The sequence below is a fragment of the Legionella bononiensis genome, assembly GCF_016786215.1.
GTDB classification, from domain to species: Bacteria; Pseudomonadota; Gammaproteobacteria; order Legionellales; family Legionellaceae; genus Legionella; species Legionella bononiensis.
In genome coordinates this window covers 277,999-292,560 of record NZ_JADOBG010000022.1, presented here as the reverse complement: position 1 = coordinate 292,560, position 14,562 = coordinate 277,999, and the positions used below count along the sequence as shown (strand labels likewise).

The following is a 14,562-nucleotide window of genomic DNA, read 5'->3' as shown; positions in this document are numbered from 1 at the left end:
ATGCATCTTATATCCAATAAATTTCTTGAAAAGACAGCGCTTGTTGAAGGAGAGATAAACCTTTCTTATGCACAATTGCACGATGAAGTATCGCGTCTGGCAAATCAAATACACAAGTTACCAGATGGCATACTCCTGCTTACAGCGACCCCCAGCATCCAGTTTGTGATTCAACTCATGGCTGCTTTGCAGTGTGATAAACCAGTGGCCCTTTGTCCCACTACGTTATCAGAACAGGAATTGCAAAACAGGCTGTCCATTCTGGACACAGCGATGACCGTGGACAGCAATGGAAATTTATTGGACTTTTATGAAAAGAAAACAACCAAACATCACCCACTGCTGGCGTTGATCCTGTTCACGTCCGGTACAACCGGACAAGTAAAGGCAGTCCAGTTATCCGCTAAAAACATTGCATCAAATTGTCTGGCGGTGATTAAGGCCCTGAATTTTCCAAACGTTAAGAGTCAATTACTGTTTTTACCACTTTCCTATTCCTATGGATTATTAGGGCAATTACTGCCCGGTTTAATGTGTGGCCACACAATCCAACTGGTATCACAATTTACGGATCTCAAGAACATTCTTGAACATGGACCGATTCCTCAAATGTGGAGTGGGGTACCGTCTCATTGGGTGGCCATCAGCAGGATGGCAGCTGCTTATCCAGAAAATGCCAAACAAATTACCGCTATTGTTTCTGCGGGCGCCCCCCTGCCTACTTCCTTACGAACAGAATTATATACATTTTTTAACCAGACCATAATTTATAATAATTACGGTTTGACTGAGGCATCACCGCGTGTACTGACTTATTCCAGTCAGGATCCTCATTTTTTTGAAGACTATGCTGGTTATCCGGTAGGTGACTGGCAAATAAAACTGTCCGAAGACCAGGAGTTATTGCTACAGGGCAGTCAGATGATGTTAGGCTATCTGGGAGATGAAGAGAATGAAAAGATACACAATGGCTGGCTGCATACAGGCGATATTGCCGAGATACTCCCCAATGGATTAGTCGCGATCAAAGGGCGGCGTGATAATCAGGTGAATATTGGCGGCGAAAAAGTAAACCTGGCTGAAATTGAACAAAAACTGTGTCAAATGAATGAGATTAAAGAAGTCATTGTGCTCCCTCTAGAGGATGAACTCTATGGCACACGATTAATCGCCTGTTTTGAGCAAAGCACTCTATCCACTAATCTGACTGAGCTGCAGTTAACAGAACACATTCAACAGCATCTACTTCCTAGAAAAATACCCATTAGCGCACGTATTCTGGATTCATTACCAAGAAATCAACACGGTAAACTGGACAGAAAAACGTTGCTGGCAAACACTAAGAATTTTGATCAGAAGGAATCACACCATGTTAAGCGATAGAATTCAAAACGCTTTTGAACGAATAGGACTGGGTAATCTTCCTCAAGACAAGGATGCACAACTCGAACAGGGAGGACTGGATAGTTTAATGCTGGCCTTGTTAATTCTGGAACTTGAGCGTGAGTTTCAAATTAAGATCCCCGTCATCCCGTTGATAAAAGAGCATTATGAAACCAGAGCAAGTATAGAAAAACACCTTGCAGATCTGGGGGCAAAATGAATCTGTTAATTACCGGAGGTTCCTCAGATATTGCCCAGGCCATAGCCAAAAGACGCATTCAAATGGGCGATACGGTTATTATCACCTGTTCTAATGAGCAGAGCCTCAATCAGACTTTGGAACTCTACGAACTTCAAAAAATGAAGGTAACGGGTTTTGTCTATGACTTTGCTCAGCCAGAACGCTGTGAAAAGGAATTAGAACAAATTATACAGCGCCCATTGGATGGGTTAGTACTTAATGCCTTCACCCGTGTTACTCAATTACGCAAATTGCATGCCCTGCCCTTCAATGCAGTACGAACGTACATCGATAACAATATTAACGGCAATATATGGCTGATTCAAAAAGTCATTTCATCCATGCTTCTTAATAAATTGGGACGACTGGTTCTGATTTCAAGTCTTTCATCAGTAACAGGAACAAGCCGATATCCGGCTTATTGCGCGGCAAAGGCTGCTCTGGAAGGACTATTTCTCAATTTAGCCGTAGATTACAGCGCAAAAAATATATTATCCAATATACTGCGAGTGGGTTTGATTAAAACGTCCCGAACAGAACAGTTCTGGAAAAATCCGGTCTACCAGGAAAAAGTATCAAAAATAATTCCACAAGGAACCATGGGCGAGCCTGATCAAGTTGCGGAAGCTATGGATCCCCTTCTTTCCCTGACGTCATTCATGACTGGTTCAGTAGTCACTGTAAGCGGTGGATTGCCTTTAATGAGTTCTGAAGGAGTATTATCCTGAATTCAGCAGCTGCATTCACTATAATACACGATTCCATCGATTTTTAAGGATTGGCATAATGAATTTCTTACGCGCAGAAAAACCAATTTATCTTAAAGGCCCTTATGTTGCCCTGCCAGAAAGAGTAATGAGCAATCAGGACGTCCTGAATTGGATGAACAGCAGCCAAAACCCTGCCTTGATTGGATTTTCTACCGGGATTAGAAACCGACGTTGGGTCAATGAAGATCAAGCCTGTAGTGATCTCGCGGTGAGCGCTGCTGAACGATTGTTTTCTGAAAGACCTGACGAAAAAAATAAAATAACCCAGGTTATTCTCGCAACCATCTCTGGAGACTATATAGCGCCCCCTACAAGTCCACTGATTCAATATCGGTTGGGCTTAGATCGTGCTGGCGCTTTTGATGTAGGCGCTGCCTGTGCGGGTTTTGTCGTAGGTTTGCATACCAGTGCTGCTATTGCACAAGCAGGTTTAGGAGCGATATTACTGATTGCCAGTGAAATTCGCTCCAAATTTTTAAATAAGAATAATTTTGCCACCAGCGTTCTGTTTGGAGATGGTGCCGCTGCGTGTATTGTTTCTCAGGATGCGGCAGAAGCTGAATTTCGTTTTATTGCTTCTGCATTATTTGCTGATGGAGAAGTCAGTGATACCGTTTCAACACCCGCAGGAGGGTCACGCTTACCGGCGTCTTTATGTACCAATCCGGATCAATTTCATATTACCATACGTGAAAGCACCGCCCTGTTTGTGAAAGCCGTTCATGGAATGGTTGACAGTGCCAAAATGTTTCTTAAAGAACTGAATATGAGCCCAACAGAAATCGATTGGCTAGTACCTCATCAAGGAAATAAAAATCTGGTTCTGTCGGTTGCGAAACAATTGGGTTTTCCTGATGAGCGAGTAATCAAAACCGTTGAAGAAACCGGCAATACTTCTGGAGCTAGCGTAGGAATCGCCCTCGAGGATTTAAGAGTCAATTCACCGATCCAATCTGGAGAAAAAGTACTTCTGGTCGCTGCCGGAGGCGGAGGAATCGCGGCCTGCGCGTTATTGGAGGTTGTTTAGAACACAACGTAGATTTTATTCCAAGATTCAGTGATGACATTACGTCATCCCGAACATTGTGAGGGATCTCCTGAATGTGGCATCATGCCTGCATTTGGAGATTCCTTCACTGCGTTCAGGATGACGGTATTCTCGGAATTGAAAACAGCACGTCATCCCGAATGCAATGAGGGATCTCCTGAATGTGGCATCATGCCTGCATTTGGAGATTTGACGTTAAAATTAAGGAAGAAGGGTAAAGCCTAGCGTATATTGGTTATTTTGTAGCCCGTATTAGCGAAGCGTAATACGGGGAAACAATGGAGTATGCTACCACTTCGATCCTGTATTACGCTTCGCTAATACAGGCTACATCGGCTGTTGAAAATCAATAAGATAAAGCATTTGTTATGCATCGGCGATTAATAACACAAACATACTGCTCCAGCACTTTGTGTAAGTCCTAATCAGTCAATTATCCTGCTGAATTCATAAGAAGACTAAGAGGCTATTCACAGAGATATCCACAGAAAATGTGGATAAGTAATTCATGCGAGATAAACCGGAATAGCTGGAAAAACCCATATAGGACAAGGAGAATTTTAAGAATTGAAGTTTAACTTTAGAAATGTAAATAGAACTCTGGAAATAAATATCCACAGGAAGAGAACTAGGTGGTTGGATATTCGGATTCACATCTTAACAACAAAAAAATTAAAAAAACAGTATTGACTGACAAAAATTTCCTAAATATTTTTAAAAAATATCTTGATTTATCCGCTCTGAACTATTTAAAACATGATGAAACATATGCGGACACAGTGTTTATTAAAAAGCATGTCTGGTGATGTTCATTTGTTCAACTAGAGTAGCATGTATTTTGAGTTTTCTTGGCGTTACACTCTATTTTGGCATTTGATGAGTTGCGAAGAGTTATCGTATTCCCAAAAGTCAGTCAGCAGTGATACTCTGTTATTAAATAATTGTTAGATTCAGGGATGGATTATGATTTTATATAGTGCTTCTTCTTCATATTATTCGATGATAGGTCGTTATGCATTACTCGAAGCGGGTTTGCCTTTTGAACTTAGACGCATGGATATTCATTTGGCTAAGGAGCAATTGTCCTCCTGGTATATGAAGATAAACCCTGCCATGACGGTGCCGGCTCTGGTTGATAAGGATCAGATCTGGGCGGACAGTCAGGATATTTTAAAATTCGCTGCTTCTCGGGCTGGTGATCAATGGATGGATGCTGACGCCGATAAAGCTGCAAGAATTGAGCAACTCGTTCGAGATCACTATTCAATTACTATTGAGCGACTTACTTTTGGTAAAGCATTGAGCAGTATCGCGCCACTTAGATTTATCGCACTTAGAATGATTCGTAATGCGATACACTCACTGGAAGCGCAACTGCCAACCTCGTCAGATAAGACGGATCTTGAAGCAAAAATCAATCTGAATCAACAGCGTCTGGCTTATTTCACTGAAGGAAATCTTGCTGATAAATTAGAGGTTGAACGTAATAATGTGCGTGGTTTTCTCGAAAAATTACCTACGCCCGAAACGTTTCTGTTCGGTGATAAAATCAGTTCAGTGGATATTGTTACCGTAGTTTTATTTGGTCGTTTAAAAATGATAGGGGAGTATCAATTGGTTCAATCTACTGAATTAATTGATTGGTTTAAACGAATGCAGTTACGCACGGCTTATAAAAAAGCGGACATTTGGACTTATTTTCAACCCTGGAGAATTGTGTTAAAGCGATAAACTGTCAGCTTATTGTCTAATTAAAACATATAAATCTCTGCACTATAGTCTAGACTTTAGATAAAAATGTACGAATATTTATATGAATCGATCAGCTAAAATTTCAACTGTATTATTTATTCTGTTTTTCGGATTGTTGATCTGCGTAAACTCTGTTTATGCACTCAAAATCCCGACAGCAAATAGTTCACTGATCAGCAATAGTGACAGCATACGAGAAGGACATGAGTTGCTTGTTGGCGTACAAGTCAAACTGCCTAAAGGTTGGGAGACATTTTGGCGTACACCTGGCGAGGTGGGATACGGTGCTAAATTTTCTTGGGATGGCAGTCAGAATCTGGATAAGGCAGAGGTATTGTGGCCATGGCCAACTCGTATAAAAAGTTTTGATTTTATTGCCAATGTCTATCTTAATGAAGTGACCTTCCCCGTTAAAATAATTCCGAAAGATGCTACAAAAACCTTGGTATTACATTTGAAACTGGATTATTTATTATGTAATCCCACTGCCTGTGTCCCTCAACAGGCGCAGCTAAATTTGACTTTGCCACCAGGTGATGCTTCGATAACGCCAAAGGCAAAATTAATCGATAAGGCGATCCAATCCGTCCCAAAATCAGGAAACACCAGTAATCTGGTAATGCACGATTTGATTGTAACGCATCAGGATGATACAACTGCTGATTTGCGGGTTAATGTCTGGTCTGCAAAAGGTATAAAAGACGCACAATTGTTTGTTGAGGGTCCAGACGAGTTACTGTTTAATGTTCCTAAATTAACACAACTGAATGAACAAAATGGATTTTTTATAATACAAGCCCAAAAAAATGAAGCTTCTGCATCGAATCAGACTCTGAAAACCTTACTTAAAAAGCCGCTGCAGCTGACTTTAGTGAACAACCAAAATGCCATATCACTTTCCAAAACAGTAACCAACTCACAGCTTCTCGCTAAAATCGATGCCAGTAATCAGACAGACCAGTTAGAAACTGCTCCGAGTGACAGTTATTGGATTGGTACCATTGTACTTTTTGCATTTCTGGGCGGATTGATTTTAAACTTGATGCCTTGTGTGTTTCCCATTTTATCACTCAAAATATTGACTCTTCGTTCATTTAAAAACAAACGCATGCAAGGGATTTTTTATACCCTGGGCGTCATGTTTTTCTTTTTTATCATTGCTTTGATAACACTGTTGTTGCAAAGCCTGGGTAATGAAGTGGGTTGGGGGTTCCAAATGCAGTCCCCAGCCGTTTTAATCCTGCTGATTTTTTTGTTTACGCTTATTACGTTTAATTTATTTGGACTTTTTGATATTCCATTTTCACTAAGTACCAATCTTAAATGGCAAAAAACACATGAATTGCTCTATGCCTTTGGAACGGGGGTTTTGGCCGCGGTGGTAACCACGCCATGCTCCGCTCCATTTATGGCCACGGCGGTTGGTGTGGCCATAAGTCAGGGAAGCTGGATTACTGTCTTGATCTTTTTGTCTCTTGGATTTGGATTTGCCTTGCCTTATTTATTATTGTGCACCCTTCCAAAAGACAAGATTATTTTGCCAAAGCCAGGTGTCTGGATGGAACAATTGAAACAATTCCTCGGATTTCCCATGTTGCTGTCGGTTATTTGGTTATTATGGGTAGCAGGCCTTCAAATGAGCTATGACAGTGTTATTATGATATTGGTCAGTTTGTGTTTTCTGGCATTGTTTTTTTGGTTTTTGCGCTCTATTCAACACGGAACCTTACGCTTAATAGCCCTGTTGGTCAGTCTGGCTCTGGTTGTATACCCAATGTATTGGATACAACAAGAATTAGCTCAGAAACACCAGATTAATGAGCCTTCCGATTACTCTTCTGAAAAGCTGGAGAGTCTGATTAAGGATCATCATAAAGTATTTGTTTATGCGACTGCCGCCTGGTGCATAACTTGCAAAATAAATGAAAAAATTGCGATAGACACTAATGAAGTACAAAGTTTCTTTAATAAAGAGCATATTATCGTAATAAAGGCAGACTGGACCAATAAAAACGATGCCATTTTACAGTATTTGCAACAATTTAATCGTGCGGGTGTACCTCTCTATGTCTATTACCCGCAATCAGGTGAGCCGGTTGTATTGCCTCAGATTCTTACACCATTAACCATCATTAACCAAATTAAACAGTGTCCGTGATCTATTGAAGAGAACACGTTAAAAATCAAGTAGTGGCAATTGCATCGGGTCATGCACCGGTTCTTGTTTGAGCTTGATTCCTATGCCTAGTAATCGAACGGGCATGCTTTTTCTGGAAAAACCTTCATGTACCATTTGATGTAAAATTTCCATATCAATGGTATGGCTTACCCGCTCAACAGTTGTTTGTTGAAAGTCATTAAATTTCAATTTTACGAAGAGGGTATGAATGTTAGAAATTGTACCAGTACGCTGTATACGCACTTCAAGGCGTTTAATCAGTTCTGGTATGGCTGCGACACAGGCCTTACTATCGGGTAAGTCTGTTGGATACGTTTCTTCAACACTGATGGACTTTCGATTACGATCAGGATTTACGGGGCGATTATCTATACCTCGAGCGAGTTCATAAAGTCTCTGGCCTATGGTGCCGAATTTTTTTGAAAGAAATTCGATGGAATAGTGCTGCAAATCAGAGCAGGTTTTAATGTTGAGCGCGTTAAGTCGTTCTTCCATTCGGGGGCCTACGCCGAATAATTTACGGACTGGTAACTGAGCAATAAAGTCAGGGATATCCTCTGGTCTGATCACCATTTGACCATTCGGTTTATGCCAATCACTGGCGATTTTTGCCAGGCTTTTATTAGGAGCTATTCCTGCGCTCGCAGTAAGTTGTCGTGTTTGATAAATTCGGTCGCGTAGTTCCTGCGCTATCCAGGTTGCGCTTCCCTGGCATTTCGTGGAATGGGTGACGTCAAGATATGCTTCATCTAAAGATAAGGGCTCAACAAGATCAGTGTACTCTGCAAATAGAGCTCTGATGTATTGGCTTTCTTTTTGATAGACATCCATACGTACAGGGCGCAAGATTAATTGGCGACACAGTTTTAGGGCATGAGCTGTTGGCATTGCGGATCGCACCCCGAATTGGCGAGCGGAATAATTACAGGTTGCTATTACTCCACGACGTACCGCTTCTCCTCCTACCGCTATAGGCTTATCCGCAAGTTCAGGGAAGTCACGCATTTCAATTGCGGCATAAAAGCAGTCCATATCGATATGGATGATTTTTCTTATCGGATTCATTATTCAATCGCAGAATACAATCAATGTGATGAAATCCGCGGCAAAGACCGCGGAATGCACTATTACATACTCATCGATCTGAATGATCGTAATACATCTTCTTCTTGATCTTCCTCTAGCTCTTGTTCTTCTTTAGTCAATGGTGCAGGAAGAGGGTCGGAGGGTTCAGTTTGTTTTTCATTGGTAGATGATTCAGCTGTTACTTCATCAGCATCTTCTTCTCTGTAATAATCTTCAGTATCTTCATCACTTAGATCTAGGTCTTGAATAATTGATGCTAGCATAACAAACGGAGTGAGTTCGGGGAACTGTGTGAAGGTTAAGAATATTAGTTCTCCGTCTACCATATCTATCATATGGATATGGTTGTGCGCGCAGCGATATATATGGGGAGTATGTCCAAAAAGAGTGTTCGGATTTCTCGGTGGAGATGTTTGTTCATTACTTCTTTCTGGTTTTGGTGAACCTGGGGGTGTTGAAGGCATAATCAATACTCCATAAATTAAAATTAAGGGTTAAATTAATTGGAAAGAAAACGTACTTGAAAAAGATGAAGTGGTTTTATCAAGCTTGGTTTTTCTGTAACGTCTTAATAACCTAGGGAAACGTCATCCCGAATGCAAAGAGGGATCTCCCTGGCGTGGCGCTGTTCCAGTATGTGGAGATCCTTCGCTTCGCTCTGAATGACGAAATTCTCTGTGTTATTAAGCGGTTACTTGTTCCGGTTGCATTTTAAAATTTATTTACATATTTTGATAGAGCTTTATGACCAAGATAAATAATACTGTGGGTAGTCAAATAAGTGATGCATTAATTTGTTCAGTTTCAAATCATAGTCTTTTTAATATTTCCTTAAACTTTTAAGCGTATAATAATCATTAGATACCACAAGGAGTATTTAATGGCAGCAGAGCGTAGAAGTTTTTGGCATCGATTTTTTGATCTTCCTCGAAATAATGAGTCTTATTTAACTTATGTATTAAGCTTGAAATTTCTTTGGGCTCCTGTGACATATACTTTGTTCTCCTTTATAGACGGTTTACGAAGTATATTTGTGGATGATGAGCACAATGAGGACGATCTTGATAATATGGATGCGTCCTATTTCATTGGCAATGCTCCTTCTTTATACAAACATAATGAATTAAGTTACGGGGTATCATGTTCCAAAGGCAGGGGGCAAGCGGATCACATGGTGCAAGCCTTCGAATCGAATCCTTATTCCAATGACGAGATGGGTAATACTCCCTTGACTGGTTTTTTGGCAGAGCGAGTTTTTACTAAAGCACAAGAGTATCACCGAGTAGGTCATAAAGAAATCATGTCGGTATTAAGTAAACTCTGTCAATTAGCTCAAACTTCTCAATCCGCTCAATATTTATTAACAACTCCTAATCATCCTCGCGGTGAAATAACATCTGAAATAGCAGCTAGAGGTATGCCGGTAAACTCACCTTTGATGTTATTGGTTAAAGCTGGGGATATTGAGGCCGTTAAAATGGTGCTTCCTTACTATTCTGCAGAGGAATTGATGCAGCCAACTCCCAGAGGAAATAGTGTATTTCATATCGCTTCAATCACAGGACAAGAAGAATTATTGAATGAATTAAAAAACAGGGCGGATGAACTGGGTATTTGGAATGTATTTAGCGAGCTTAAAAACAAGGCTGGATATACTGCCTTTGATATGTTAAAGGCATTGGGTACTTCAAAAGAGTATTTTAGAAATCTGCTGGATTTTTCCGATGCTTATTTAGGTGGGGAAGAAATCAATAAAGTTGCTGTTACAGATCAAGGAAGCATCCTCGTTCATATGGTTCGAAAAGGTGCTTTAGATTTTTACAAAAATAGAACCAACAATAACAACTCTGTTGAACAGGAACATGATATTCCTGCTCCCTTTAATCGTCCATGATATGGAGTGATTTTTATTCAGTGTTGCACTTCGGATTCGGTGTTATATATTATGGGGGATTACTCAATCTTCAGCACGACTGGTTCAGATCTGAATTCAAAAAACATTTATTATAGTGGTTCAACTTAAGCTTCAGACTAATTCGAAGCATCAAGCTCAGTTGGTAGGCGGCAGGGCTGAATTCCAAACACTCCCCAAATATTATAAAAAAATATAGTTAAATTGTTTTAGTCAAGACTGTTTTTTTAATTTTTTTGTTGTTAACATGGTACTCCGAATATCCAATTTGGCAGTACTCTTCTTGTGGATATTTATTTCTGATTTCATTAATGTATTTATTCAACTCATACTCAAATTCACCCGAAATTCCTTATTGTATATAGGGTGAAGCGGATTTTTTATTGAGTTAATGATGGTTCACTTATCCACATTTTCTGTGGATATCTCTGTGAATAGACTCTTGGTTTTCTTATTTATTAAACTGGTTTAATCGATGATTGGGATTTACTCATAGTGTTGAGTTGAGTTTGCTCATCAACACACTGTGACCAAAATTCGACAGTTGAATCTATTGGGAGAATAATGTCCATTTAACCATCCAAAAAGAAGTCACCACGTAACGAATCAGACTTCTGGAAGAGGGGCTGTTACATGCTGGGTGTGATGATGAATTGATAGTAGAATAACTTTTCATTTTGATATTCATACAAACATTAGTGAAGATTTCTATTGGGTTCAATTCAGTGGGTAATGTGAACACTTATTCTGAAATGTTCAGTAAAATGTTCACATTCAACCTGCAGAGGTGTGCATCCTGGAGCAGAATATGCGTCACCTTCCAAACTAGAGATTATTGAAGTTTTGGAGACTCTGGAACTTCGTCTACCATTTTTTCTAAATCACTTACTTTTTGGGCTGTATCTGTTTTGAAGAAAGAGAGGTGTTTTCCTGTAACAAGCTTATGGCCCATATCAGCTAAAACAACGAGAACTCCAATACCAGTAGCCGTAAGCATCAGATAGTTTAAAGCAAGTTTCCAACCTCGATGGTTTTCCAATTGAGGAAGAGCTTCATCTATTGCGTCTTTACACTCTTTTTTAAACTGCTCTGCATTATTGGGAAGTGTTTTATTGAAACTGTCGGTTATTTTTTGATGCAATTTTTTTGCAGCATCCGCGGCATCAGTATAACCGTCCTGTCTTAAGACTTTTTCTTTCTTCTTGATTTGTTCCAATTGTTCATCAAACGATTGTTTTAATTGATCTAATGAAATAGTAGTCGGTTTTAATAATTCGTTTTGATCTACATGACTTTGTTGTGCATCGAACTGACCTGCATCGACTTGTTCAGTTTTAGGTAGTACTAATTCGACTTGTTCAACAAAATCGTGTTGCTTATCGTTATTTTCTATTTGTTCCGCTAGATCTTTAGAATAGATGTCTGTGCATAGAACTTCATAAGTACCCTGATTCATGTATATCAATTTACCTAGATTATTATTTGCATCCAGATTACGCACGTGTTCTTGATCTTGATCTGGATCTTTTGGATCATGTCCATGGACATAGACCAGACGATAACCTTTGTGATTAGCTGGGCGTTCCATGATTTTATAGAGCCTGTTCCACATTGCACAAACTAAAGGTGTTTTAGTTAAGTCAGTATAACCAGTATAACCTGCATACATTGCGTCAGGTGGGCATAGTGTATGAACAGTGCCCTGTTGCACATGTTCTTGAAATTTCTGATTGATCTTATCAATGGTTTTAGCTAACTCTACTGCTGAAGAGTCTTTATAAGGAACGTTAAATTGATCAGCAAGTCCTCTTAAAATATTTAAACCGATCCCTGAATGGCTATATAGAGTAATTTCTGAACTGTCTTCATTTAACGAGTAGGAAATTGCTTTTATATTGGGCTTATAGGCGTTTTGCGCTAATTTTAAGACTTCTTCTGCAGAAACAATCCCCTTTTCTACAAGAGTATTCAAATTTACTAATGAATCAGCATGCCCATCCATTAACATCGGTGGACGAAAGTGTTTCGTTGTTTCATATTTTTCGCATGCTTGAAGAAACTCTATACTGTGGTTTGATATTATTATTTTAACTGGAACCTGTTGTTCTTTCAGTTTCTCCAGAATTTTAAGGGTAAAATAATCATTGCTTCCGCGATCTGCCAGCTCATCGCCAATAAGCGTTATTGCCGTCTTATTAAATGTAATTCCAGCAATGATCTTATTAAATTCTTCAATATCTTGTTTTGTTAAATCAACAACATTTTTGTTATAGAGGGCTGTAAGTTTATCGTATTGTTCTTTGGTAACATTGGTTGTTATACCTTGCTTAACAAGCATGAACATTAATTTCATGGAATTTCCATGAAGATCACCAATGGTTATTTGTGTATTTTCTTTGGCTGGATAACAAACATCAGGAAATTGATAAATATCAACCTGTTCACTGATTAATTGATGACTCATTATTTTACTCCGCATTTTTTGTATAAATAGTCTACATTACCATTATTAAGGAAAGATTAAGACTCTAATTTTTAGAGTTTCGTTAGTGTTTATTGTTTTTAACTTTAGAGTAATCGACCTGTTCTGAAATTGATTTGTGATTGCTTGCATTGACACCAACTTAATAAAACGCTTAATTTAAAGCTTGTTACTGTTAAACGGTGAATTCAAATGAGAACTCGTGTTCCTGGCTATTATATTCTTGATGAACCTGAACGAGGATTCTGGTCAGAGTATATCAGAGAACTGGTTATGAAGTTAAATTGGATTTTAACCTTCATCCTAAGACGAATTATCATCAATATTGCATTAGGTCCAGATGAAGTCAGGCTGCAAAAACCAATTCATGTACAGTTTTTTTCTGAGGATCGAACTGAGAAAGGGGCGGTCGTTGTTAATGTTCTTCCCGGGCGGTCTGATAAAAACCCCAGAAGTTACTATGATGTAATTCCTCAACTTAGTTCTTTAGGAAAACGACAATTATCTTTTAATAATCATGCTCATAAAGCCTATGTTGATTTCATTATCGAGGAAATTGGACGCCTTATCCAGGGAAAGTCCACTTATGATAAATGCACTAACAAACAATTTGCCATTGAAGACATCCATATTAAGGGAATGGAACGGCTGGATGATCACCTGGCTCAGTATTTCAAAGAACAGGTACGTCATAAATACGATCACGATTTTTTTGAACGACCTCGAAAAATCAACATGGATTTTTTTACTTTAGAAATTTCCAATAATGCCATTCTGGAATCTGTCGAGGTATCGAACAACGAGGAACAATCGAAGCCTATGGCGGAACGAAAGTTTGTTATTGTTTGTATGGCACGTAACCAAAATTACATGTATTGGTTAAAAGATTTTTATACTACTGCTACAAACATTGGTTGTACCGTAGTTGGATTTAATTATCGGGGAATTGATTACAGCAAAGGCATGATCTGGACTCAAGGCCATATGGTTCAAGATGTCCTGGCACAAGCTCGGCGATTGCTGGAGTCTGGAGTAAAGCCCGAACATATTGCTTTTGAAGGTATGAGTCTGGGAGCGGCTATCGCTACACTTTCCGCAGCAGAGATGCATGATAAAGGATATAAAGTACAGTTATATAATGAACGCTCCTACCGCTCGCTTATTCGATTAATTGTAGGTTATGTCATGCCTAAAGGTAATTGCAATCCATGGAACCCTCTTAATTGGCTCAGCTATTTGCTTGTAGGCCTGACGTATCTTTTTATAGCTCCGTTAATATGGATGGCGGGATGGCATATCGATGCGGGTAGTGCCTGGGATAGAATTCCATCAGCGTATAAACTGTATTCAGTAGCGCGTAATCATCAAAATCCAGATCACTACGATGACGATGATCTGGTTCATGACAGTTTTTCCTCAATCGCTTCACTGATGGCTGAGCATTTAGAAGGAATCAAACAAAAGCAAAAGAACGGTAAACCACTTTCAATAGAAGAACAACGCCAGTTGGCTGATGATGTAGAATCTCATGAATTCACTTTAGACAGAAGCATCAAGACAAATACTAATCCATCTTCTCATTCCGCACCAAGGCGTTTCATGTTTGATACTCAGTATCATAAAAAAAACATGCATGAGTACATGATAGAGCACTTAGGTAACCTGTTAGAATCAGGACTTCCAAACAATCCCCAATCTCTTCGTTAAAA

The 14,562-nt window shown here is 39.4% G+C and carries 12 protein-coding genes; 9 read left to right on the top strand and 3 right to left on the bottom strand.

The genetic code is table 11. From position 1 onward, the window contains the following. The 7 genes from IZU94_RS14945 (at position 1) to IZU94_RS14915 (ending at position 7,352) form a co-directional block, all read left to right on the top strand. The gene (locus IZU94_RS14945) at positions 1-1,383 is read left to right on the top strand and encodes a class I adenylate-forming enzyme family protein (protein ID WP_203112337.1); all 1,383 of its coding nucleotides are present in this window, start codon (positions 1-3) and stop codon (positions 1,381-1,383) included. After that, on the top strand, positions 1,370-1,603 hold the full coding sequence (locus IZU94_RS14940; protein WP_203112336.1) for a phosphopantetheine-binding protein: 234 nt from the start codon (positions 1,370-1,372) through the stop codon (positions 1,601-1,603). Before IZU94_RS14945 ends, IZU94_RS14940 begins: the two co-directional genes overlap by 14 nt. After that, on the top strand, positions 1,600-2,352 hold the full coding sequence (locus IZU94_RS14935; protein ID WP_203112334.1) for an SDR family NAD(P)-dependent oxidoreductase: 753 nt from the start codon (positions 1,600-1,602) through the stop codon (positions 2,350-2,352). Before IZU94_RS14940 ends, IZU94_RS14935 begins: the two co-directional genes overlap by 4 nt. 58 nt (positions 2,353-2,410) lie before the next feature. After that, complete coding sequence (locus IZU94_RS14930; protein ID WP_203112332.1) at positions 2,411-3,421, top strand: 3-oxoacyl-ACP synthase III family protein; 1,011 nt, start codon at positions 2,411-2,413, stop codon at positions 3,419-3,421. A gap of 33 nt (positions 3,422-3,454) precedes the next feature. After that, positions 3,455-3,667, top strand: coding sequence for a hypothetical protein (locus IZU94_RS14925; protein ID WP_203112329.1), 213 nt, complete (start codon positions 3,455-3,457; stop codon positions 3,665-3,667). A gap of 738 nt (positions 3,668-4,405) precedes the next feature. Beyond that, positions 4,406-5,173 (top strand): glutathione S-transferase family protein, encoded by a 768-nt coding sequence (locus tag IZU94_RS14920; RefSeq protein ID WP_203112326.1) that lies wholly within the window; start codon positions 4,406-4,408, stop codon positions 5,171-5,173. An 82-nt stretch (positions 5,174-5,255) separates the two neighbouring features. Then, entirely contained in the window at positions 5,256-7,352 is a 2,097-nt protein-coding gene (locus IZU94_RS14915) for a protein-disulfide reductase DsbD family protein (RefSeq protein WP_203112323.1), read from the top strand. A gap of 18 nt (positions 7,353-7,370) precedes the next feature. On the opposite strand, the gene dinB is transcribed toward IZU94_RS14915, so the two are convergent. Together dinB and IZU94_RS14905 are read right to left on the bottom strand one after the other, a co-directional pair. Then, positions 7,371-8,438 (bottom strand): DNA polymerase IV, encoded by a 1,068-nt coding sequence (gene dinB / locus IZU94_RS14910; RefSeq protein WP_203112320.1) that lies wholly within the window; start codon positions 8,436-8,438, stop codon positions 7,371-7,373. 62 nt (positions 8,439-8,500) lie between these two features. Then, positions 8,501-8,923 carry a hypothetical protein gene (locus IZU94_RS14905; protein ID WP_203112311.1) on the bottom strand — a complete coding sequence of 141 codons (423 nt, stop codon included), beginning with the start codon at positions 8,921-8,923 and terminating at the stop codon, positions 8,501-8,503. Between the two features lie 416 nt (positions 8,924-9,339). Here IZU94_RS14905 and IZU94_RS14900 point away from each other — a divergent pair, with 416 nt between their 5' ends. Beyond that, complete coding sequence (locus tag IZU94_RS14900; RefSeq protein WP_203112309.1) at positions 9,340-10,353, top strand: hypothetical protein; 1,014 nt, start codon at positions 9,340-9,342, stop codon at positions 10,351-10,353. A gap of 850 nt (positions 10,354-11,203) precedes the next feature. Here IZU94_RS14900 and wip read toward each other — a convergent pair. Continuing rightward, positions 11,204-12,835 carry a Dot/Icm T4SS effector Wip gene (gene wip, locus IZU94_RS14895; RefSeq protein WP_203112307.1) on the bottom strand — a complete coding sequence of 544 codons (1,632 nt, stop codon included), beginning with the start codon at positions 12,833-12,835 and terminating at the stop codon, positions 11,204-11,206. A gap of 210 nt (positions 12,836-13,045) precedes the next feature. On the opposite strand from wip, the gene IZU94_RS14890 reads away from it, so the two are divergent. Then, positions 13,046-14,560, top strand: a complete 1,515-nt coding sequence (locus IZU94_RS14890; RefSeq protein ID WP_203112304.1) for an alpha/beta hydrolase — start codon at positions 13,046-13,048, stop codon at positions 14,558-14,560. Positions 14,561-14,562 lie beyond the last annotated feature (2 nt).

What these genes read in the sequence shown, in the direction of transcription:
- IZU94_RS14945 (WP_203112337.1), top strand. Translation starts at nt 1, where the DNA reads ATGCATCTTATATCCAATAAATTTCTTGAAAAGACAGCGCTTGTTGAA.
- IZU94_RS14940 (WP_203112336.1), top strand. Translation starts at nt 1,370, where the DNA reads ATGTTAAGCGATAGAATTCAAAACGCTTTTGAACGAATAGGACTGGGT.
- IZU94_RS14935 (WP_203112334.1), top strand. Translation starts at nt 1,600, where the DNA reads ATGAATCTGTTAATTACCGGAGGTTCCTCAGATATTGCCCAGGCCATA.
- IZU94_RS14930 (WP_203112332.1), top strand. Translation starts at nt 2,411, where the DNA reads ATGAATTTCTTACGCGCAGAAAAACCAATTTATCTTAAAGGCCCTTAT.
- IZU94_RS14925 (WP_203112329.1), top strand. Translation starts at nt 3,455, where the DNA reads ATGACATTACGTCATCCCGAACATTGTGAGGGATCTCCTGAATGTGGC.
- IZU94_RS14920 (WP_203112326.1), top strand. Translation starts at nt 4,406, where the DNA reads ATGATTTTATATAGTGCTTCTTCTTCATATTATTCGATGATAGGTCGT.
- IZU94_RS14915 (WP_203112323.1), top strand. Translation starts at nt 5,256, where the DNA reads ATGAATCGATCAGCTAAAATTTCAACTGTATTATTTATTCTGTTTTTC.
- dinB (WP_203112320.1), bottom strand. Translation starts at nt 8,438, where the DNA reads ATGAATCCGATAAGAAAAATCATCCATATCGATATGGACTGCTTTTAT.
- IZU94_RS14905 (WP_203112311.1), bottom strand. Translation starts at nt 8,923, where the DNA reads ATGCCTTCAACACCCCCAGGTTCACCAAAACCAGAAAGAAGTAATGAA.
- IZU94_RS14900 (WP_203112309.1), top strand. Translation starts at nt 9,340, where the DNA reads ATGGCAGCAGAGCGTAGAAGTTTTTGGCATCGATTTTTTGATCTTCCT.
- wip (WP_203112307.1), bottom strand. Translation starts at nt 12,835, where the DNA reads ATGAGTCATCAATTAATCAGTGAACAGGTTGATATTTATCAATTTCCT.
- IZU94_RS14890 (WP_203112304.1), top strand. Translation starts at nt 13,046, where the DNA reads ATGAGAACTCGTGTTCCTGGCTATTATATTCTTGATGAACCTGAACGA.